General features: G+C 67.8%; 19 protein-coding genes. 9 read left to right on the plus strand and 10 right to left on the minus strand.

Annotation, left to right across the window (positions count from 1 at the left end; translation table 11 throughout):
* Nucleotides 1-5: 5 nt before the first annotated feature.
* The 3 genes from paaK (at nucleotide 6) to ACFVVK_RS07135 (ending at nucleotide 2,954) form a co-directional block, all read left to right on the plus strand.
* Entirely contained in the window at nucleotides 6-1,334 is a 1,329-nt protein-coding gene (gene paaK / locus ACFVVK_RS07125) for a phenylacetate--CoA ligase PaaK (RefSeq protein ID WP_390265385.1), read from the plus strand.
* A 95-nt stretch (nucleotides 1,335-1,429) separates the two neighbouring features.
* The gene (locus tag ACFVVK_RS07130; protein ID WP_390265388.1) at nucleotides 1,430-2,035 is read left to right on the plus strand and encodes a TetR/AcrR family transcriptional regulator; all 606 of its coding nucleotides are present in this window, start codon (nucleotides 1,430-1,432) and stop codon (nucleotides 2,033-2,035) included.
* 64 nt (nucleotides 2,036-2,099) lie between these two features.
* On the plus strand, nucleotides 2,100-2,954 hold the full coding sequence (locus ACFVVK_RS07135; RefSeq protein ID WP_390265391.1) for a DUF427 domain-containing protein: 855 nt from the start codon (nucleotides 2,100-2,102) through the stop codon (nucleotides 2,952-2,954).
* A 173-nt stretch (nucleotides 2,955-3,127) separates the two neighbouring features.
* On the opposite strand, the gene ACFVVK_RS07140 is transcribed toward ACFVVK_RS07135, so the two are convergent.
* Nucleotides 3,128-3,535, minus strand: coding sequence for a VOC family protein (locus ACFVVK_RS07140; RefSeq protein ID WP_390265394.1), 408 nt, complete (start codon nucleotides 3,533-3,535; stop codon nucleotides 3,128-3,130).
* 207 nt (nucleotides 3,536-3,742) lie between these two features.
* Entirely contained in the window at nucleotides 3,743-5,839 is a 2,097-nt protein-coding gene (paaZ, locus tag ACFVVK_RS07145) for a phenylacetic acid degradation bifunctional protein PaaZ (protein WP_390265397.1), read from the minus strand.
* A 140-nt stretch (nucleotides 5,840-5,979) separates the two neighbouring features.
* On the opposite strand from paaZ, the gene ACFVVK_RS07150 reads away from it, so the two are divergent.
* Together ACFVVK_RS07150 and ACFVVK_RS07155 are read left to right on the plus strand one after the other, a co-directional pair.
* Complete coding sequence (locus tag ACFVVK_RS07150) at nucleotides 5,980-6,396, plus strand: PaaI family thioesterase (protein ID WP_390265400.1); 417 nt, start codon at nucleotides 5,980-5,982, stop codon at nucleotides 6,394-6,396.
* A gap of 260 nt (nucleotides 6,397-6,656) precedes the next feature.
* Nucleotides 6,657-7,859, plus strand: a complete 1,203-nt coding sequence (locus ACFVVK_RS07155; protein ID WP_390265403.1) for a globin domain-containing protein — start codon at nucleotides 6,657-6,659, stop codon at nucleotides 7,857-7,859.
* A gap of 95 nt (nucleotides 7,860-7,954) precedes the next feature.
* Here the strand turns inward: ACFVVK_RS07155 and ACFVVK_RS07160 are convergent, their stop codons facing one another.
* The gene (locus tag ACFVVK_RS07160; RefSeq protein WP_390265405.1) at nucleotides 7,955-10,753 is read right to left on the minus strand and encodes a trypsin-like serine protease; all 2,799 of its coding nucleotides are present in this window, start codon (nucleotides 10,751-10,753) and stop codon (nucleotides 7,955-7,957) included.
* 9 nt (nucleotides 10,754-10,762) lie between these two features.
* Nucleotides 10,763-11,464, minus strand: a complete 702-nt coding sequence (locus ACFVVK_RS07165; protein WP_390265408.1) for a tyrosine-protein phosphatase — start codon at nucleotides 11,462-11,464, stop codon at nucleotides 10,763-10,765.
* Nucleotides 11,465-11,655: 191 nt separating this feature from the next.
* Here ACFVVK_RS07165 and ACFVVK_RS07170 point away from each other — a divergent pair, with 191 nt between their 5' ends.
* A complete protein-coding gene (locus tag ACFVVK_RS07170) occupies nucleotides 11,656-12,501 on the plus strand; it encodes an SGNH/GDSL hydrolase family protein (protein WP_390265411.1) in 846 nt (281 codons plus the stop codon).
* A 13-nt stretch (nucleotides 12,502-12,514) separates the two neighbouring features.
* Here the strand turns inward: ACFVVK_RS07170 and ACFVVK_RS07175 are convergent, their stop codons facing one another.
* From ACFVVK_RS07175 to ACFVVK_RS07195, 5 genes are all read right to left on the minus strand, one after another.
* The gene (locus tag ACFVVK_RS07175; RefSeq protein WP_390265414.1) at nucleotides 12,515-13,132 is read right to left on the minus strand and encodes a GNAT family N-acetyltransferase; all 618 of its coding nucleotides are present in this window, start codon (nucleotides 13,130-13,132) and stop codon (nucleotides 12,515-12,517) included.
* Between the two features lie 58 nt (nucleotides 13,133-13,190).
* Nucleotides 13,191-14,078, minus strand: coding sequence for a 3-hydroxyacyl-CoA dehydrogenase family protein (locus tag ACFVVK_RS07180; protein WP_390265417.1), 888 nt, complete (start codon nucleotides 14,076-14,078; stop codon nucleotides 13,191-13,193).
* A 2-nt stretch (nucleotides 14,079-14,080) separates the two neighbouring features.
* The gene (locus ACFVVK_RS07185; protein ID WP_390265623.1) at nucleotides 14,081-14,809 is read right to left on the minus strand and encodes an enoyl-CoA hydratase/isomerase family protein; all 729 of its coding nucleotides are present in this window, start codon (nucleotides 14,807-14,809) and stop codon (nucleotides 14,081-14,083) included.
* A gap of 71 nt (nucleotides 14,810-14,880) precedes the next feature.
* The gene (locus ACFVVK_RS07190; protein ID WP_390265419.1) at nucleotides 14,881-16,092 is read right to left on the minus strand and encodes a thiolase family protein; all 1,212 of its coding nucleotides are present in this window, start codon (nucleotides 16,090-16,092) and stop codon (nucleotides 14,881-14,883) included.
* A gap of 109 nt (nucleotides 16,093-16,201) precedes the next feature.
* Nucleotides 16,202-16,864 carry a pentapeptide repeat-containing protein gene (locus tag ACFVVK_RS07195; protein WP_390265422.1) on the minus strand — a complete coding sequence of 221 codons (663 nt, stop codon included), beginning with the start codon at nucleotides 16,862-16,864 and terminating at the stop codon, nucleotides 16,202-16,204.
* Nucleotides 16,865-17,046: 182 nt separating this feature from the next.
* Between ACFVVK_RS07195 and ACFVVK_RS07200 the strand changes: the two genes are divergently transcribed.
* The 3 genes from ACFVVK_RS07200 (at nucleotide 17,047) to ACFVVK_RS07210 (ending at nucleotide 19,138) form a co-directional block, all read left to right on the plus strand.
* Nucleotides 17,047-17,223, plus strand: a complete 177-nt coding sequence (locus tag ACFVVK_RS07200) for a CsbD family protein (RefSeq protein WP_090951487.1) — start codon at nucleotides 17,047-17,049, stop codon at nucleotides 17,221-17,223.
* Nucleotides 17,224-17,370: 147 nt separating this feature from the next.
* The gene (locus tag ACFVVK_RS07205; protein ID WP_390265425.1) at nucleotides 17,371-18,162 is read left to right on the plus strand and encodes a dienelactone hydrolase family protein; all 792 of its coding nucleotides are present in this window, start codon (nucleotides 17,371-17,373) and stop codon (nucleotides 18,160-18,162) included.
* 118 nt (nucleotides 18,163-18,280) lie between these two features.
* Nucleotides 18,281-19,138 (plus strand): prephenate dehydratase, encoded by an 858-nt coding sequence (locus ACFVVK_RS07210; protein WP_390265428.1) that lies wholly within the window; start codon nucleotides 18,281-18,283, stop codon nucleotides 19,136-19,138.
* A gap of 26 nt (nucleotides 19,139-19,164) precedes the next feature.
* Here the strand turns inward: ACFVVK_RS07210 and ACFVVK_RS07215 are convergent, their stop codons facing one another.
* Entirely contained in the window at nucleotides 19,165-21,081 is a 1,917-nt protein-coding gene (locus ACFVVK_RS07215; protein ID WP_390265430.1) for an FAD-binding monooxygenase, read from the minus strand.
* Nucleotides 21,082-21,226: the final 145 nt, after the last annotated feature.

Here is a 21,226-nt window from a genome sequence, read left to right on the forward strand (position 1 = left end):
CACAGATGACCCAAGAAACTGTCGCCGCCGCTACCGACGCCGTCCTGGACCGCGAGGAAACCATTTCCCGCGACGAACTCGAGGCGCTCCAGCTCAGCCGCCTGCAGCACACGGTGGCCTACGCCTATGACCGTGTTCCCCTGTACAAGCGCAAGTTCGACGAGGCCGGCGTGCACCCGACGGACCTCCGGGAGCTCGCGGACCTCGGCAAGTTCCCCTTCACCACGAAGGAGGACCTGCGCCTCGAATACCCCTTCGGCATGTTCGCCGTCCCGCAGCACGAGGTCGCCCGCATCCACGCCAGCTCGGGAACCACGGGCCGCGCCACGGTGGTGGGCTACACGAAGAAGGACCTCGAGGACTGGGCCAAGCTCGTGGCCCGTTCGCTGCGCGCCTCCGGCGTCCGGCCGGGCATGAAGGTGCACAACGCCTACGGTTACGGGCTGTTCACCGGCGGCATGGGCGCGCACGCCGGCGCCGAGGCACTCGGCTGCACCGTCATCCCCATCTCCGGCGGCCAGACCGAGCGCCAGATCACGCTGATCCAGGACTTCAAGCCCGACGCCATCCTGGCCACCCCGACGTACCTGCTCACCATCGCCGACGCCATGATGAAGCAGGGGATCGATCCGGCCTCCACCTCACTGAAATACGCCGTTCTCGGCGCCGAGCCGTGGACCGAGGAGATGCGGCACGAACTCGAGACCACCATGAACCTCAAGGCCTGCGACATCTACGGGCTTTCCGAGGTCATGGGCCCGGGCGTGGCCGGCGAAGCCGTGGAAACGCAGGACGGCAGCCACATCTGGGAGGACCATTTCCGGCCCGAGATCATCGATGCCTTCGACCCCACGGTGGTGCTGGGCGACGGCCAGCCGGGCGAGCTGGTCTTCACCTCCCTCACCAAGGAAGCCCTTCCCATCATCCGGTACCGGACCAAGGACCTCACCCGGCTGCTGCCGGGCACCGCGCGTCCGGCGCACCGGCGCATGGGGCGCATCACGGGCCGCAGCGACGACATGATCATCCTGCGCGGCGTGAACCTGTTCCCGTCGCAGATCGAGGAAATCGCCCTCCGCATCCCCGAATTGAGCCCGCACTTCCAGCTGGAGCTCACCCGGCCCGAGGGCCAGCGCATGGACCAGCTCACCGTCCGGATTGAACGCCGCGACGCCGTCACCACCGAGGGCAGTGCAGCCGCCGCCAAGATCCTGCAGCAGCAGATCAAGATCCACGTCGGCTCCTCCTGCAGCGTCGACGTCGTCGAGCCCGGTTCGCTGGAGCGTTCCAACGGCAAGCTGCGGCGGATTTACGACATGCGTCCGAAGGGCTGACCCGGCCCTGGTCCAGCATCGGGCCGGCCCGGCTGGCGCCTCCCCTTCGGGGCAGCTGGCCGGGCCGACCGACCGTTCATGAGAAACTAGCGAGTATGTCCAGCACAGCAACCAGCACGAAGCGCGGCCGGCCCGGCTACGACCAGCAGTCGGTCCTGCTGATCGCCGTCGACGTCTTCAACCGCCACGGCTACGACGCCACCTCGATGGGCATCCTCGCGGAGAACCTGGGCATTTCGAAGTCAGCGATCTACCACCACGTGCCATCCAAGGGCGATTTGCTCAAGCTCGCACTGGACCACGCGCTCGGCGGCCTCGAGGCAACGCTGGAGCGGCCCGAGGCGCAGACCGGCTCGGCCGAGGCCCGGCTGGAGTTCGTGGTCCGTGAGACCATCTCGGTTCTGGTGGAACGGCTGCCGTTCGTCACGCTGCTGCTGCGCCTGCGCGGAAACACCGACATCGAACGGAATGCCCTGGAGCGCCGCCGCACATTCGACCACAAGGTCGCCGCCCTCATTTCCGACGCCCGGGACGAAGGGTCGCTGCGCAAGGACATCGATCCCCGCACCGTGACCCGCCTGCTGTTCGGCACCATCAACTCCATTGTTGAGTGGTACAAGCCCGGCGGCTCGCTGTCCCCGGAGAAACTGGCCGACGACGTCATCACCATGGCGTTCCACGGCCTCCACGTCCCGGACTGACGCCCGCCGGCAGATGGCCGGGACAGTCATTGACGGAAGGGTAACGGACGCCCACCCTGTAGTCATGGCCACGAAGCTATCTGAAGTCCTGTTCAGCAAGTTCCCCGACTTGCGTTACCAGCCCACCGCGAAAAGGGTCCGGGCCATGGTGGGCGGGAGCGCCGTCGTCGACACCCTTCAGGCGCTCTTGGTGTGGGAGCCCAAACGCGTCACCCCCATCTACGCCGTCTCCGAAGGCGACCTCCGGGCTGAACTCGCGCCGCCGGAGCAGCAGGCCGGCGACGTCCCGGAACATGGCTTCCGGCTGGGCCGGGAGGGACCGCCGGGCTTGGATCCGCGCACCGGATTTGGCAGGCACACGGCGGCCGGCGAGGAGCTCGACGTCGTGACCCCCAATGCGAGGTTGCCCCGCGCTGCCTTCCGGCCGGCGGACCCCGACCTCGCCGGATATGTGGTGCTGGATTTCAACGCGTTCGACTGGCTGGAGGACGACGAGGAAATCATCGGCCACCCGCGGGACCCGTTCCACCGGGTGGACATCCGCGCGTCCTCGGTCCCGGTGGAAGTCGCCGTCGACGGCGTCACCCTGGCAAGCACCACGAGCGGCCAGTTGCTCTACGAAACGATGCTCCCGGTGCGGTATTACCTTCCGCGCGCCGATGTGCGGCTGGAGCTGCTGCAGGAAAGCCCCAAACGCACCTTATGCCCCTACAAGGGCCGTGCCAGCTACTACACCTACCCCGGCTCCGAGGAAGGCCGAAACATTGCCTGGGCCTATGACAGCACTTTGCCCGACGCCAGCCAGATCCAGGGCCTGGTGTGTTTCTTCAATGAACGGGTGGACCTGACGGTGGGCGGCGTGCTCCAGCCCCGGCCCGTGACCCCCTGGTCCCGCCCGAGCGGTCCGGGGGGACTTTGACGGCCGCCACGTGCTTTTCGCCGCCGAACCCCGGCGTGTCCGTGTCAATGTGCCCCCGCAAGGCCCGGGACCACTGTCCGTCGCGGCAGAAGCGCAGCCAAACAGCGCGGAGATAAACAGCGGGGCACAGAAAAGGCGCCCGCTGAGCCGGGGCGCCTTGCTTCTGTGGGACCTCAGAGCTGGTAATCAGCAGCCGTGGTGATGTTCTCGTGCACGCAAAGAATATTGTGCTCGGAGTCCATGAACCAGGCACACTTCTCGGAATCCGTTGTGCAAATGTGGTTCTCGGTCTTGAGGTCGGGGAGATCGTAGTCCTGGAAGGCGACGCCCTTGGCTTCCATCTCCTGGACCGTGCGTTCGATCTCGCTGACTTCGAAACTCAGGGTGGTGTGCTCTGAATGCATCCCATCCTTCACAGGCATCAGCTGCAGCATCGGGCCGCCCTCTGAGCCGAACATTTCGCTTCCGTCGTCCGCCACGCCACGGTGTGGGAGCCCCAACGTGTCCGCATAGAAATGCCGGGCACGTTCTGCATCATCGACTGGCAGGACTGTTGTGGCTTTGTTGAGTACTAGGGTCATTTCGCCACCTCCTACGCTCAAGATTTTACGCCGGAGCGGGATGGAAAGAGCCTGCCGGTTGCGCCCCGAACCCCGACGCTCCCGCAGATCCGGCGCCCCAACAGCGAACGCTCCCTCACGGCATGAGGGAGCGCCTGCCCCAGACCCGCCGGACGTGAGGGAGCGTCGGCCCCAGACCCGCCGGACGTGAGGGAGCGTCGGCAGGGGTTACTTTTCGACGAGGGTCAGGACGTCGTACGTGGCCACGATTTCGTCGTTCTGGTTGGTCAGGACGGCGTCCCAGGCCACCTCGCCGTATTCGTCGGTTTCGCGCGGGGTGATCTTCTTGGCCGTCAGCGTGACCCGGATGGAGTCGCCGGCGGCCACGGGGGTGATGAAGCGCAGGTTCTCCAGGCCGTAGTTGGCCAGGACCGGGCCCGGTGCGGGCTCGACGAACAAACCGGCGCCCCAGGCCAGGAGCAGGTACCCGTGCGCCACGATGCCGGGGAAGAACGGGTTGGCCGCGGCGGCCTCCGGGTTCGTGTGGGCGTAGAAGGTGTCGCCCGTGGAGTTCGCGAACTTGGTGATTTCATCCAGGCTGACCTCGCGGAGGCCAGAGCGGATGGCATCACCGATGCGCAGCGTGGCCAGGGACTTCCGGAACGGGTGCTGGCCCTCGGTCTCCAGCGTGAAGTTGCGGTCTGCGCCGGTGTGCCAGACTCCCGTGACGGCGGTCAGCATGTTGGGCGAGCCCTGGATGGCGGTGCGCTGCATGTGGTGCATCACCGAGCGGATGCCGCCGAGTTCTTCGCCGCCGCCGGCGCGCCCGGGCCCGCCGTGGACCAGGTGCGGGACCGGCGAGCCGTGGCCCGTGGAGCTGCGGGCGTCCTCGCGGTTGAGCATGAGCACGCGGCCATGGTGCGCCGCGATCCCGGTGACCAGCTGCTGCGCCACGGCGGGATCATTGGTGCAGACCGACGCGACGAGCGAGCCGCCGCCGCGGGCGGCGAGCCGGACGGCGTCGGCCAGGTCCGTGTAGCCGAGCACCGATGACACCGGGCCGAAGGCCTCAAGCGAGTGGACCTCCTCGGCCTCCGGGTCGGCCCAGCTCAGCAGGACCGGGGACATGAAGGCACCGCCGTCGACGACGCCGATGCTTCCGTCGGCGCTGGTGACCTTCGGCGAATCCAGGGTGCCGTAGGCGAGCTCGCCGCCGGCGTCGAGCATGGACTGGACGGCGGCGCGCACGTCGGCGAGCTGTTCGAGGGAGGCCAGGGCGCCCATCGTGACGCCCTCCGCGCGGGGGTCACCGAGCACGACCCGTTCGCGGATGCGATCCCCCACGGCGGCTACGACGTCGGCAACGAGCTCCTGCGGGACGATCGCGCGGCGGATCGAGGTGCATTTTTGTCCAGCCTTGGCCGTCATCTCGGTGACGAGTGACTTGATGAAGGCGTCAAATTCCGGGGTGCCTTTGACGGCGTCCGGGCCCAGTATCGCCGCGTTGAGCGAGTCGGTCTCGGACGTGAAGCGGATGCCGCCGCGAACCACGTTGGGGTGGGACTTGAGCGTGTTGGCCGTGGAGGCCGAGCCCGTGAAGGCGACGAGGTCGCGGTAGTCCAGGTGGTCCAGCAGGGTGCGGACGGAGCCGGAGATCAGCTGCAGCGAACCCTTGGGCAGGATGCCGGATTCGTCGATCGCCTTGACCACGGCGGCGGCCACGTAGCCGGTGGGGGTGGCCGGTTTGACGATGGTGGGCACGCCGGCGAGGAAGGCCGGGGCGAGCTTCTCCAGCATGCCCCAGACCGGGAAGTTGAAGGCGTTGATCTGCACGGCCACGCCAGGAATGCGGGTGTAGATGTGCTCGCCGGCGAACGACCCGTCCCGGGACAGCACCTCCATGGGGCCATCCACCACCACCTGGGCGTTGGGCAGTTCCCGGCGGCCCTTGGAGCCGAAGGTGAACAGGACACCGATGCCGCCGTCGATGTCGATCATCGAGTCGATCTTGGTGGCGCCGCTTTGTGCCGAGACCTCGTAAAACTCCTCGCGCCGGCCGTTGAGGTACTGCGCCAGCTCCTTGAGCTTAAGTGCCCGCTGGTGAAAGGTCAGCGTGCCAAGTTCCGTCTGGCCGGTAGTGCGGCCGTAATCCACGACGGCGGCAAGGTCCAGTCCCTCGGTGCTCACCTTGGCCAGGAGTTCGCCGGTGCTGGCATCCAGGACCGGCGCCGCACCGGCGTCAGCGTCGGGAGTCCACCAGGAACCCCGGATGAAGCTGGGAACGATCTCTACGGTGTCGAGGGTTGGTGCGGCTGTGGTGGTCATCGTTGACGGGTCCTTCCAACGGGGGCAAGATCAACGGGGCCGGAACATTACTGACCGTCCGTTCGGTAATATGATCTACAGTACATGAAGGAGGCCGGCCGCACACTAGCCGCCGGCCCGCCGACGATAAAGGAGATGTTATGACGCCCGAGGCCGGCAGCACCGAGTTGTGGAAGATCACCCTCGGCGAGCTCGACGAGAAGATGGGCGTGAAGATCGTCGAGGAGTCCGTGGACCGGGTGGTGGCGACCATGCCGGTGGAGGGCAACCGGCAGTCGTTCGGGCTCCTCCACGGCGGCGCCTCGCTGGCGGTGGGCGAGGCCGTGGGGTCCTGGGCGGCCGTGATCCATGCCAGCACACTCGGCAAGACTGCCGTGGGCGTGGATGTCTCAGCCACGCATCACAGGTCGGCGCGGGAGGGGACCATCACCATCACGGCAACGCCGATCCATCTGGGCAGCACCCTGACCACCCACGAGGTGCTGATCACCAACGAGGCCGGCCAGCGGCTTTGCACGCTGCGGATCACCAACCTGCTGCTGGACCGCAAGGCGTAACGGGGGCACCGGTAACGGGGGCACCGGTAACGGGGGCACCGGTAACGGGGGCACCGGTAACGGGGGCACCGGTAACGGGGGCACCGGTAACGGGCGCGCATCGAAAGAGCGCCCACCCCCCACCTCTTGGCCCATCCCGACGGGGGCGCGGGTAGGGCCAATAGACCCGATAGGCAGGACCGTTGCCGACGGTAGATTGGAAGCGCCATTGAGTCTCGCCCAATGCCCCCGCATCATCCTGTCGCCGGAAGGGAACCACCATGCTCTCGGACACCTCTCTCCCCGTCATCAAGGCCACGCTGCCCGTAGTGGGTGAGCACATCGAGGAGATCGCCAAACGCTTCTACAAGCACATGTTCGAGGCGCGGCCGGACCTGCTGGACGGACTATTCAACCGGGGCAACCAGGCCGATGGCCGTCAGCAGCAGGCTTTGGCAGGATCCATCGCTGCGTTCGCCGGGATGTTGGTGGACAAACCTGACCAGCTCCCGGACCACCTCCTCTCGCGCGTGGCTCACAAACACGTCTCGCTGGGGCTTGCTCCGGACCAGTACCAGGTTGTCCACGACCACTTGATGTGGGCCATCGTGGACGTGCTCGGGGACGCTGTCACGCCCGACGTCGCCGCCGCCTGGGACGAGGTCTACTGGCTGATGGCAAACCTGCTCATCAACAAGGAGCGCGGGCTCTACAACGCCGTGCACTTGGCCCCCGAAACGATCTGGCGGACGTGGCGGGTGGCCCAGCGGATCCAGGAGACGGCCGACGTCGTGACGTTCATTGTTGAACGGACCGACGAACGCGAGGTCAAGCCATCCCTCCCGGGGCAGTACGTGACCATCAAAATGCGCATGCGCGACGGCGTGCACCAGCCCCGGCAGTACAGCCTGACCAGGGCCGACGACGGACTGCACCGGTCGTTCGCGGTGAAGAAGGTGCACGGACTGCCGACCCCGGACGGGGAAATGTCCAACCTGCTCCACGACGATATCCAAGTGGGCGACGAGGTGGTGCTGTCAGCACCGTTCGGCGACGTAGTGCTCGAATATACTGACCGGCCCCTGGTCCTGGCCAGCGCCGGGATCGGCATCACGCCGATGGCCGGCATGCTGTCCCACCTGGTCAAGTCCGGTTCCCAACGACGCGTCATGCTCCTGCATGCCGACGACAGCCCTGACTCGTTCCCTCTCCGGGCGCAGGTCAACGAGGACCTCGCGAAACTTGCGGACGGGTCACTGCACACCTGGTTCCTCAACGCCGACGAGGGCGCAGAGCCGTCCGCATACTCGGGGTTCATGGATGTCAGCGTGCTAGACCTGCCCGAGGACGCCGAATATTACCTCTGCGGGCCGCTGCCCTTCCTGAAAGCAGTCCGGAGCGCCCTCGTGGCCGGCGGCGTACCGGCCAAGGACATCCAGTACGAGGTGTTCGGCCCCGACCTATGGCTGGCGGACTTCGCGTAGGGGCGGATGGCAAACCGCCGAGGTCGCGGGAGACCTGCGGGGGCGCCGGAAGTTCCCCGTGTGTCAGGCTGTCCAGGGTCTGGAGCCCGCCGCGGCTAGCTGACCTTCCGACGCCGGCTGAACGCCAAGAATGCCGCGCCTAGCAGAAGTGCGCCGGCTCCCAGACCGGCGGCAGTCAGGAGCCCGCCAGTTCCCGTGCTGGCCAGCTGTCCCCCTCTGCCAGGGGCCGTGCCGCCGACCTTGACGGGGGTGTCCGACGGCGGGACGGGAGCCGGCGGGTTTGAGGGCTCGTTAGGCGCCCCAGGCGCCCCCGGCCCCTCCGCCACGCTGGTGGGCGGCTGGTTGGCCGCCGGCTGGCTTGGCTCTGTCGGCTGGCCGGGGGCCGGGCTCTCTTCCGGAGCGCCGGCGGAAGCGGGGGCGGCGTCGATCGTGAAGGCAAGGACGGCCGGAGGCGAAGTGACGTTGTCCGTGGCCTGGGTCACCGACAGCATGTGTGCCCCGACGGCAAGTCCGTCGGGGAATGGCACACTCCACGGGGCGCCGCCGGAGCGGGCCGTGGCGGATCCAATAACCTTCCCGTCCACGGAGACGGTCACCTCGGCACCATCTACGGCGGTGCCGGAAATGCTAGCGGGCAGGGCGTCCTGGCGCAGGTGCTGGCCATCGCGGATGCTTGACACCGCCGGGGCCGGCGGAAGGACGGTGTACCGGTTTGTGACCGAGGGGCTGTCCGCCTGCCCGGGGGCGGTCAGAACGGCCGTGACTGAGACGTCTCCGAAGGCAGGCTGACCGGACACCCCGATGCTCCAGCGGCCGTCTGCAGCGACCACGCCGGTCCCGGTGAAGTCGCCGGAGAGCCGCACGGTGCGGCCTGCCTCGCCGGTGCCCTCAATCGTTTGGATTGTCGTCAGCCTGCGGCCCTCCGCGGGAGCCGTGATGACCGGAGCCGCGAGGCGGGATAGCTGCACGGACATGGCGGTTGCGCCGGAGCGGCTGAACCCGTTCACGGTTTCCGCCGAAAACCTGAAAGGCCCTGCCGCAGCCGGTGCGGCGAACGACCAGTTTCCCGACGCGTCGACGGGCACTTCCGCCGGCTGGCCGGACTTCTGGCCTGAACCGTTGCCCAGCACGGTGATGCGGACCCTGGAGTGTGGCGCCACCACGGAAGCCGGCTCGGCAGCCACACGGCCGGTGATCGGCCCACCGGCGGTCACGGTGCCGTTGCCGGGCGCAGTGAGTTCCGGCTTGTTCAGGAACAGCTGCAACTGGACACCGCCGGGAATCCGGGCGGCCGCGTCCACGAGCGTCGTAGCGATGGCCCGGATCTGGACACGGCCTTCGCCTCTCGGCTCATATTCAGCTCCGGTGTGCGTGCCAACCGCAAAGTTGCCGCTGATCCACGGGCCGCCCGAGTCGCCGCCGCTGGACGTGACAGACGTCGAGTCGAAGGCCTGGATCGCGCGGAGGTCGTTGTCGAAATTCGGCGGCACGGAATTTGGCCCGGGGATGGCCCAGATGCCGACCGAATCCACCGTGCCGCATCTCCACCCGGTGGTCCGGCCGGACCGGCACACGGGCTGGCCCTGGAAGGGCGCTACCGTTCCCACAATCTTCACGGACGTCGGCCCTGGATCGGCGGGCAGGTCCCAGCGGGTAACGGCTGGCTGTAGGTCCAGGCCGCTTCTGATGCCCTGGAGGACGGCAATGTCCGTGCCCACGTTGGTCCCGTCCGGCGCAACCTTCGAATTGCCGGCGCCGCCAAACTGGCTGAACCCGAATGTCCCCAATGCTCCGGCGGTCGCGCCCGAATTGGTCCCCTTAGCCGCTGCCGCACTTGCCAGCGCTTCGACCTCCGTTTGAGTGACGGCGCCGTCATCGGCACAGTGTCCCGCCGTTAGGACCAGTGGCTCGCCCGCGGGGCTGAAGGCGCCGAACCCGGCCGAGCAGAGAGCCCGGCCGTCGGGGCCCTCAGTGATGTACCCCTCGCCGCCAAAGAGATCCTGTTCCGTGGTGATCCGCGCTCCTTGCTCCAGGACTACGTTGGCGTAGCGGGCCACGAAGTCCGCCGGGGACATCTTTGGCTTGGCGCCCGGCATACCCGCCGCCGCTGCGCCCAGCTCCCCCGACGCGGGACCGGAGCCTGAAACGGATCGGGCTGGATCGGATTGGGAGGGATCGGATTGGGCTGTGGTGGTGCCGCCCGTGCGGATGGTGAAGTGGCCGTTGGCGTAGGTTACTGCCTGCAGTCCGGCGGCGCCGACGTCTCGCACGTAGGCCTCAAACAGTTGCTGGGCGCTAGAGGCCAGGAGCTCTGCGGAGGGTGCCGTGCCTGCAGGGGCCGTGCCTGCAGGGGCCGTGGCCGAAGGGGCCGCCACGGCTGGGGCGGCAAGCACGAAGGCGGCGGTACCGGCTTTCAGCCTTGCCTGGTTCTTTTCGTCCGCCCCCTTTTCGTCCGTCCGGTTCAGTTCGTCCACGCGCGCCTGGAGTCGGGCGCCGCTGCCTTCAACGACGATCGTGCCCCCGTCCAGCCGCATCCCCACGTAGCCGGGAAGCCCGCGCAGGGACGGCACAGCGCCGGCGGCCTGCGTCGCCAGCGCACCGGCGGCGTCGAATTCCGTCATGGTCATGCCGAGGTCCCGCTGCACCGCCTCGGCCAGGCCGTCGCCGCTGGGCGTTGCGCCGGGTGCCGGGGACGTCCCCAGGAAGTCGGCGGACGGCGCGGCGACCTGCGCCGTCGGCTCGGCCGACGGCGTAGGGACCGCGTACGAAGGGGCCGGCGTCGGCGTGCCTGTGCCGGATTCGGCCAACGCCGGGACGGCGGAGAAGGAACCGGCGAGCGCGAGGGCGAGGGCAGCGGCGGTCCGCACCATCGGCTGGAACTTCGGAGTCTGCACTCCGCTACCCTATCTGCCCACCTTGGCCAGGATGGCCGTAAACTCCCGGCCCGTGACCCCGTGGCGGCGCAAGAAGTCCACGGTGTTCAGGGACCGGACGAACTGCAGCAGGCTGGCGCCGCGCTCTTCCAGCAGCGGGGTCAGGACGTCGTCGGGCAGATAGCGCTCATGCGGATGCGGGACGGCCGCGCCCCGGTGGTGATCGTTGATGCCCCGCATGGAATGCTGGTACGCCTGCACGATCGCCTCGTCGCTGTGCCCGGCGAGGTCTTGGACCATGGCGGCAATCATGCCGCTGCGGTCGCGTCCCGCGGAGCAGTGGATGACCACGCCGCCCCGCGCAGCAGCCAGTGCCTTGAAGACGCCGGCCAGCAGGTCAGGGAACAGTCTGGCGTTGTCGGCATAGGCGGCCGGATGGTTGAGATACGGCACGCACAGCTCGCGGAACTCGGTGTTGGCGGGGTCTTCGGTAGGGGCCAGTACGACGTCGAAGCCAGCCAGCGCGGCCGACCTCACCGGCGGATCGGTCTCCCGGCGCCGGATCTCGGAGTCGTTGCGGAGATCCACGACGGTCCGGATGCCGGCGTCGTAAGCCTGGCGCCAGCCGGCCTCGGTCAGCCATTCCCGGCGTCCCATCCGGTACACATCACCGGCGACGTGCCAGGCATTGACCGCGCCGTCCCAGTCAGCGGCCCTCCCAGAGTCTTCCACTCCGCCAGCTAACCACACTGCCCGCGTAGTCTGCAGCCGTCGTGGGGTAGCCCACCCGAAGGCCGCTCCGAAAAACGGGTAGGAGGCACCGTGGTGCGTCGGGCGGGCCCCGAGTACGGTTGCCCCAAGTTTGCCCGCTGTTGCAAAGCCCGATCTCCGCAGCGACAACCGACCAGCCAGGGGGCTCCGCCATGAGCAACAACTTGATCTTCCGCCGCCGGTCCGGGCGCCTGGCTGGCAGCCTGGCCGCCATTGCCCTCATCGCCGGGTTCACGGCCGCCCCTGCCTCCGCAGCGCCCGGCCCGGTCTACATTGCCCTGGGCGACTCATATGCCGCGGGCACCGGCGGAGGCCAGTATGTCGGTCCGCCGCCCCACCTCCCGCAGCAATGCCTGCAGACAGCAGCCGCTTATCCAACGGTCCGCGGCGCCGCCCTCAACCTGGGTTGCTTTGGCGCCACGACGACAGACGTGACAGCCGTCGCCAAGCTGTACGCGCCGGCATTGGCCACTGCCTCGGTGGTGACCGTCACTGTCGGCGGCAACGACGTCGATACCGGCCGGGTGGCGGTCGCCTGCACGGTCCCGGCTGCCGCAGACTGCAGTTCAGCCTTGTACAACACCTTGGCGGTGAAGCTCCGCCAACTGCCAGGCAAGATCAAGGACATGGTGTCGACCCTCAAATCTGTGGCACCCGACGCCAGAATCGTGCTGACCGGCTATCCCCGGCTCTTCACCGTCAGTGCCGCGCTCACCGCGCAGCAGGCCCTTACTGCGAAGTCCATGAACACCGCCGCCGACCTGCTCAACGCGACCATTGCCCTCTCAGCCCTGACGAACGGGGTGGGGTTCGTGGGTGTCACGGAGCGGTTCGCCGGGCACGGAATCGGTTCCGCGGATCCCTGGATTGTGGCACCGGCGGGCCTGTGCAACCAGGCCGTCAACTGCAGCCCGAGCGCGGCGGACGCCTTTCATCCCACGGCGGCCGGGTACTCGGGCGGCTATGCCGAGGCCCTGAAAGCGGCGCGTATACCGTAGCCGCGGCGGCAGACTACCGATTCGCCAGCCGGGCCTCCAGGCCGTTGCGGACCATGGGCCATTCGTGTTCGAGGATGGAAAACACGACGGTGTCCCTGAGGACGCCGTCGGCCGTGCGGGCGTGGCTGCGCAGCACCCCGTCCTGCTTGGCGCCCAGGCGTGAGATCGCGTCACGGGACTGGTGGTTGAGCCAGTGCGTTCGGAATTCGACGGCGGGGCAGCCGAGGGTCTCGAACGCGTGGCGCAGCAGCAGGAGCTTGGAGTCGGGGTTGGTGCCGCTGCCGTGCGTGGAGACGGCGTTCCAGGTGGACCCGATCTCCACCCGGGGCGTGGCGGCGTCGATATTCATGAACGTCGTCATCCCGATCACTTTCCCGGGACCGCCCGTGGCCGGGTCGATCAGCCGGGTGGTGAACGCAAGCATGGACCCGCGCTCCTGCAGCGCCAGACGCCGGTCAATTTCGGCCGCCATCTGCTCGGGGGCGGGCACCGCGGTGTACCAGAGCTTCCAGAGCTCACCGTCGCGCACCGCCTCCACGAGGCCGTCGTGATGGGCACGGCTCAGCGGCTCGAGGATGACCAGCTTGCCCCTGAGGGTGACCGGAACGATGCCGGTTTCGATGGACGTCACCGCACCATCCTAGGGGCCGGGCCCAGCCAGTCCGGCCGGAAGATCTGAGGCGGGCTGGTCAGGCGGTCCAGTCGAAGAAGCCCTTGCCGGACTTGCGGCCCAGTTCACCGCGGGCCACCTTGTCGCGGAGGATCTGCGGCGGGGCGAAGCGCTCGCCCAGGGCGGACTGCAGGTATTCCGCGATGCCGAGGCGCACATCCAGGCCCACGATGTCGGTGGTCCGCAGCGGTCCGGTGGGGTGCTTGTAGCCCAGGACCATGGCGTTGTCGATGTCTTCGGCGGTGGCCACCCCCTCCTCCACCATGCGCATCGCTTCGAGGGCGATCGCGACGCCAAGTCGGGAGGAGGCAAAGCCTGGAGCGTCGTTGACCACGACGGCGGTCTTGCCGAGGGACTCGACCCAGCCGCGGGCGGCCCGGGCCAGGGCATCGGACGTCTGCTCGCCGAGGACCACCTCGATCAGCGTCGACGCGGGCACCGGATTGAAGAAGTGCAGGCCCAGGAAGTTCTGCGGCCGCTTCAGCTCACGGGCCAGGCCGTTGACTGACAGCGACGACGTGTTGGAGGCGAGGCAGGCGTCCTCGCCGAGCCGCTCCTCGATGCCGCGCAGGGCGGTGACCTTCAGGTCCCAGTCCTCCGGTACGGCTTCGACCACCAGCTGCCGGCCGGCGAAGTCGTCGTAGTCCACGGTGACGGCGAGCCGGGAGACCATTTCGTCGAGGTTCCCGTCCACGGCCCCGCGCTCAATGCTCTTGGCAGCTGCGGATTCGACCCGCTCGCGGGCGGCCTCGGCCGAAGCCTCGTCGCGTTCCACGACCAGGACGTCGGCGCCCTTGACCAGGAAGGCGTGCGCGATCCCGGCGCCCATGCGTCCGCCGCCGAGAACCCCCACGGAGTGGGGAAGACCGCTGCCTGGAACCTCTGTCGGGAGTTCGGAGTTGCTCATGTCTACTTCTTCCCGGATTCTTGGGCGGACTTCTTGCTGGATTTCTTGTCCAGGAAGGCCTGCATGCGGTCGAACTTGGCCTGGGATTCAAAGAGGATCCCCTGCGCGAGCTGGTCGATGAGCGGATGCGCCTCGGCCGGGGCGTGAAACACGGATTTGGTGATCCGCAGGGCGAGCGGGTCCTGGGCGGCGATCCGGTCGGCGAGCCGGTGCGCGGCGTCCATGAGCTCGGACGGGTCGTGGATTTCGGTGATGAGGTTGACGGCGAGGGCCCGGTCAGCGCGCAGCACGGCGCCGGCCAGGAGTATTTCCTTGGCGACGGGCTCCCCCACGAGTTCCTTGAGGCGCCAGCTGGCTCCGGCCGCAGCCAGGATTCCGAGGCCGGTTTCCGGGTTCCCGATCCGGACGGACGGGGTGCCGATGCGGAAGTCGGCCGCGTATGCGAGTTCGGCGCCGCCGCCCAGGCAGAAGCCGTCCAGTGCCGCGATCACGGGCAGGGGCAGCTTGGCGATCCGGACGAAGATGGTGGAGTTGATGCCCTGCAGGGCATCGTCCCGGCGGCGTTCGCGCAGCTGGCCGATGTCCGCGCCGGAGGCGAAGATCCCGTCGGTGCCGGCGATGATGAGGACCTTGGGCTGCTGTTCGAGGTGGGCGCACACGGCGTGGAGCTCGTCGACCATCTGCTGGTCGATCGCGTTCCGCACGTCGGGCCGGTTGAGCCGCACGACCATCCGGTCCTCACGTTCCTCGACGAGAAGCGTGGCGAACCCGGCGGCGTCGAGGGCCGTTTCCTGCGCCCCCACTACACGCGCTCCAGCAGCATGGCGGTGCCTTGGCCGACGCCGATGCACATGGTCGCGAGGCCGATCCTGGCGTCTTCGCGTTCCATCCGGCCCAGCAAAGTGATGGCGATCCGCGATCCGGACGAGCCGAGCGGATGGCCCAGGGAGATAGCGCCGCCGTCGCGGTTGACAAGCTCGGGGTCCAGGCCGAGGCGCCGCATGCTGGCCAGCGACTGAGTCGCGAACGCTTCGTTGAGTTCGACGGCGCCCAGGTCACCGACGCTCAGGCCGCTGCGCTTGAGGACCTTCTGCGTGGCCGGGACCGGGCCGATGCCCATGATCTCAGGCTCGCAGCCGGCCGAGGCGCCGTCGATGATGCGGGCGCGCGGCGTCAGTCCAAGCCTCTGGATCGCGGCCTCCGAGGCGACGATGATGGCGGAAGCGCCGTCGTTGAGGGTGGAGGAGTTACCAGCGGTCACAACCGAGCCCCCCGCGACGACGGGGCGGAGCCCGGCGAGCACGTCCATGGTGGTCCCGGCGCGGGGGCCTTCGTCGGTGTCCACCACAGTCTCGCCCTTGCGGGATTTGACGGTCACGGGAACGATCTCGTCGGCGAAGCGGCCGGCGTCGATGGCTGCCAGGGCACGTTCATGGGAGCGGACCGCGAAGGCGTCCGCGTCCTCGCGGGAGATCCCGTCAACCCGGCCCACCTCTTCGGCCGTCTCCGGCATGGAGTAGGTCATCTTGCCGTCGCGTGACAGTTCGCCCTTCGTGAAGAGCGGGTTGGCGAACCGCCAGCCGATGGAGGTGTCGAAGATTTCGCCCGGTTTGGCGAAGGCCGTCCGCGGTTTTTCCTGGACCCAGGGCGCCCGGCTCATTGATTCGACGCCGCCGGCGACTACGACGTCGGCGGCACCGGACTTGATCATCTGGCTGGCCAGAATGATGGCACTAAGCCCGGAGGCACACAGCCGGTTCACGGTGATGCCGGGGATGTGGAGCGGAAGCCCCGCGAGGAGGGTGGCCATGCGGGCGACGTTGCGGTTCTCCTCGCCGGCACCGTTGGCGTTGCCGAGGATCACCTCGTCGATGCTGTCCGGATCGACGCCGGCCCTGGCCACGGCCTCGCGGACCACCAGTGCGGCCAGGTCATCGGGGCGGACGGCGGAGAGGGCGCCGCCGTAACGGCCGACCGGGGTGCGGGCACCGCCAACAAGAAAAGCCTCGACCATGAGAACATCCTTCACCGAGAAAGCGGGGCCGGCAGCAGACTAATTTACCGACCGTTCGTTCTATAAAGATTACACGGCACGACAGCCGGGTCAACCGGCCGCCGCCGGATTACGCGACGACGACGCCGAGGTGCGTTGCGAGCAGCGGGGCAAGCAGGGTGAGCTGGTAGTCGTCGATCACGAGGCCGGCCAAGTGCCCCAAGCCACTGATCGTGCGGAAGTCGGTGCTCCGGAGGTCGAAGTCCTTGAGCCGGGCGCCGCTGAAGTCCAGGGTTCCGATGGTGCAGTTCTCGAGTGCGACCCGGGTGGCGGTGCAGGAGCCCAGGTCCAGTTCGTTGATGATGCAGTCGCTGATCTGCACGTCGGTGAGCTTGGCTCCGCGCAGGTTCACGTAGTCCAGCTTGCCGCCGTCGATCCGCACGGATTGCCAGCCGCTTTCATAGAGTTCCGCCGATCCCCAGCGGGGGTTGCCGATCTCCACGTCCCGCAGGCTGGACCGGGCGGCGGTCAGCACGGGGGCGTAGACCTCCGTCAGGAGGCAGTCGCGGAAGGTGGCGCCGCGCAGCTGGGTTTCATTGAAGGACGCGCCGGCGAATTCGCACTCGGCGAAGACTGCGCCGCCAAGGTCCAGCCCGTCAGCCGACGCGCGGCTGTACCGGACGCCGTCGTACCGTTCACCCCGCCGGAAATCCGGGGCGGGATCGTCGCGCAGCTCCCCCGGCCGGACCGGCGCGAGGCGCGGGGCGGTAATCTTCGCGGTCTTGTGTGCCATGGCTTCGAGCCTAGCCCGTGGATCCGGCAGATTTCACCGGCACGCTTCGCGCGGGGCCGGGAGGCCCCGGGAACATTGCGGCCGACACGGCCTGCACTCTTGCCGCTTGAATTAGTAAGCATGCTTTGTGTTATGGTGATTGAACGTTGAATTTCAACCGGAAACGAAAGGTGGATCACACCATGGGTATCGGCGACAAGATTCAGAACGAAGCAGAGAACCTGGGCGGCAAGGCCAAGGAAGCTGCTGGAAACGCCACGGACAACGACCGGCTTCGGGCCGAGGGGCAGAAGGACCAGGTTGTGGCCGATGCGAAGAAGGTTGGCGAAGACGTCAAGGACACCTTCAAGAAAGACTAGCCACGCGCAGGCAGGCGGCGTCCGACTTTCCTTGGGGGATGTCTGGCGCCGCTTTTTGCTGCGCGGATTTGGTACAGGTATTGGCGCCCGGTTCCTGCGCCGGGTCCTACCTGCAAGAATGAGCCAACAGCCGACAAGGGGGACCGCATGGCAGGGACAGGTGCAGGCCAGGGCAGGGGCGCCGGCCGGGAGCCTGGCAACGATCTCAGCAACCTTGACCTGAGCCAGGCCAGCGCCGCAGCCGGCGGTTCGCCAGTGCTGCGCGGCTACCTGGCAACGCCGGAGGGCGATGGGCCTTTTCCGGCGGTCCTGATGATCCACGAAGCTTTTGGCCTCGACGGCATCACCGTCCGACACGCGGACCGGCTGGCGGCGGCAGGGTACCTGACGCTGGCCGTTGACCTCTTCAGCGACGGCGGGGCGCGCAGGTGCCTCGTCTCCACCATGCGCTCGCTCTCCGCCGGGGAGGGCCGGGCATTCACCGATCTGGCCACCGCGCGGGCATGGCTGCTGGAGTCCGGCATGACCACTGGCAGGATCGGTGTCATCGGTTTTTGCATGGGCGGCAGCTTCGCCCTGCTGCTGGCCAATGGCCGCTTCGATGCCTCGGCGGTGAACTATGGCAGGCTTCCGAAGGATCCCGATGAGGCCTTGGCCGGCGCCTGCCCGATCCTGGCAAATTTCGGTGGCAGGGACCGCACTCTGCCGGGAGCCGCGGCCAAGCTCACCGCCGTCCTCGACCGCCTGGGCGTGGAGCACGACATCAAGGAGTTCGAGTCCGCCGGGCACGCGTTCCTCAACGACGCGGAAGTGGGGCCCAGGGCGCTGCGCCCGCTCTTCCGCGTCATGGGCATCAAACCGGATCCGGAGTCGGCCCCGGAGGGCTGGCGGCGGATCGAAGACCACTTCGCCAAGCACCTGAAGCGCCCAAGCACCTGAATCCCGAGCAACTCGTCATACCCAACCGACTCGCGGCAGGGGCGTCATGAGCCCTCATAAGGGGACCTGCTGCGACTTACTTGGGTTAGCGGGCACTGGGCGTGAAAGCATACGGAGCATGGCCCAGAAGATTGCGTACCAGGGTGAGCCCGGCGCCAACTCCAATATTGCGTGCATGCGGATGTTTCCCGAGCTGGAGAGCGTCCCCTGCGCCAGCTTCGAGGACGCCTTTGAACTGGTGTCCGGCGGGGCCGCCGACCTCGCCATGATCCCGATCGAGAACTCCATTGCCGGCAGGGTGGCCGACATCCACGTGCTGCTACCGCAGTCCAGGCTGCAGATCGTGGGCGAGTATTTCCTGCCCATCCATTTCGACCTCCTGGGCATCCCGGGCAGCACCATCGAGGCGGCCACCGAGGTCCACAGCCACCTCCACGCGTTGGGCCAGTGCCGGCGGCTGATCCGCTCCGCAGGCCTGCGCCCCGTGATCGCCGGCGACACCGCCGGGTCCGCCCGCGAGGTGCGCGACTGGAACGACCCCACCAAACTGTCCCTCGCTCCCCCGCTCGCGGCCCAGCTCTACGGCCTGGACGTGCTCGCCTCCGCCGTCGAGGACGACCCCTCCAACACCACCCGCTTCGTGGTCCTTGCGCGGGAAAAGCCGCTACCGGCCCGGGACGTCCTGTCCGGACCGGCGGTCACCAGCTTCGTGTTCCGGGTCCGGAATGTCCCCTCCGCTCTCTTCAAGGCGCTGGGAGGTTTCGCCACGAACGGGGTGAACATGACGCGGCTGGAAAGCTACATGGTGGGCAACGAGTTTGCCGCCACCATGTTCATGGCCGACGTCGAGGGCCATCCCGAGGATCTTCCACTCAGCCTGGCGCTGGAGGAACTGGAGTTTTTCACCACCGAGGTGCGGATCCTCGGCGTCTACCCCGCCGCGGAATACAGGTCCGGGCAGACGGCCAGCCGCTGACCGCCCGCCCGGACGCTAAGCGCTGCCTACTTCGCGCTGTTCTGGAACTCGGGGGCGCGCGTGCCTGACTGCAGAAGTGGCGCGAAGAACTCTGCGAGTTCGGCCGTCGCCGTCAGCGGCAGCACGTTGGCCACGTACTGGTCCGGGCGTACCACCACGACGGCGCCGCCACGGTCGATCCCGCGCAGGTCAAAGATGTCCGCCTTGGGATCAGTGCCATAGACCTTCTCCAGGTACGTGAGCTTGAACGGCCCCACCTCGGGCTTGAACGCCGCGGGAACGGCACCGATATCGACGCCGGTGTGGTCCTGCTGGTAGATCACCTTCACGTCGAACCACGCATCGCGGTCGGCGCCCGACGGCGTGGCCGCCAGCGGCGAGTCCGGCGAGTTCGCGATCCACTCGGCGAAGTCGGCAACGGGCGACTGTGCACCGGCCGGCGCCGCGTCCGCGAAGACGTAGATGCGCCAGCGGCCGTCCGCCGTAGCCTGATGGCCGAGCTGGAGCGGATTGGTGTCGCAGACCCGCTGCACCGGCGCGGACTTGAAGCGCTTGCCGACCGGGAAACCGGTGGCCAGGTTCTGGTGGGCCGCCTCGGCGACGATCAGCGACGGCGAGTACTCGGTCATGAAGCCCGCGGGGAACTCAGCCGTGCGCACGTAGAAGTCCTCAAGCTCTGAGGGGTTCTCGAACTCCTCGGGCTTCTTTGCCATCAGCGTCGACCACACCTTGTCGAAGTCGATCAGGTTCTTCGCCACCACCTGGCGCTCGGCCGAGTACGTGGAGAGCAGGCTCTCGGGGCTGCGGCCTTCCAGCACGTGTCCAAGCTTCCAGCCGATGTTGAAGCCGTCCTGCATGGAGACGTTCATGCCCTGGCCGGCCTTGGCACTGTGCGTGTGGCACGCGTCGCCGGTGATGAATACGCGGGGCGTGCGGGTGCCGAGCTCCGCCGGGAGGACGTCGTCGAACCGGTCGGTGAGCCGGTGGCCCACTTCGTACACGCTGTGCCAGGCCACGTTGCGCACGTCGAGCGTGTACGGGTGGACGATCGCGTTGGCCTTGGCGATGATCTGCTCGATGGACGTGCTGCGGACCGCCCCCTTGTCATCGGGACCGACCTCGCCGAGATCGACGTACATGCGGAAGAGATGCCCGCCCTCGCGCGGGATCAGCAGGATGCTGCCGCCATCGTGCGACTGAATGGCGCACTTGAGGCGGATGTCGGGGAAGTCCGTGGAGGCGAGTACGTCCATGACGCCCCACGCGTGGTTGGCCTGGTCGCCGGCCATGGTGCAGCCGATCGAGGCGCGGACCTTGCTGCGCGCGCCGTCCGCGCCGACAACATACTTGGCCCGGACAAGGCGCTCCTGGCCCTCGTCGGGGCCGGCGGTGTGGGCCAGGGTCACAGTGACGGGGTAGTCGCCCTCACCGACCGCGAGGCTGCGGAACTCCAGGCCGTAGTCCGGGGTCATGCGCGTGGGAGAGTTCGCCATGAACTCGCCGAAGTAATCCAGCACGCGGGCCTGGTTGACGATCAGGTGCGGGAACTCGCTGATCCCGCCCGGGTCATCGAGCGTGCGGGCGCTGCGGACGATGGTCGCAGGGTTCGCGGGGTCCGGCTTCCAGAAGGCCATTTCGGTGATGCGGTACGCCTCGGCAATGATCCGCTCGGCGAAGCCGAACGCCTGGAAGGTCTCGACGCTCCGGGCCTGGATGCCGTCGGCCTGGCCGATGGCGAGCCTGCCGCCGCGGCGCTCCACGATCCGCGTGGTGACGCCCGGGAACTGGGACAGCTGCGCGGCTGTGACAATGCCCGCGGGGCCGGTGCCCACAATGAGGACGTCGACCTCGTCGGGAAGGTCTGTGGGGCGATCGATGCCGACGCCGGCGGCCGGCTGGATACGCGGGTCACCGGAAACGTAACCGTGATGGTGGAACTGCACGGGCTTTCCTCACTTCGTTGTGTGGCGGGCTGGTGTGGCGGTCTGCCGCCGCCTTGTGTTCTATATTCGAACTCTGTGTTCAATAATCGAAATCGGTTCTGTGATCCAGAACTGTACGGCAGATATGACGCGGGTTACAAGTGGT

It is taken from the genome of Arthrobacter sp. NPDC058192, from assembly GCF_042883665.1.
In the GTDB taxonomy this organism is placed as follows: Bacteria; Actinomycetota; Actinomycetes; order Actinomycetales; family Micrococcaceae; genus Arthrobacter.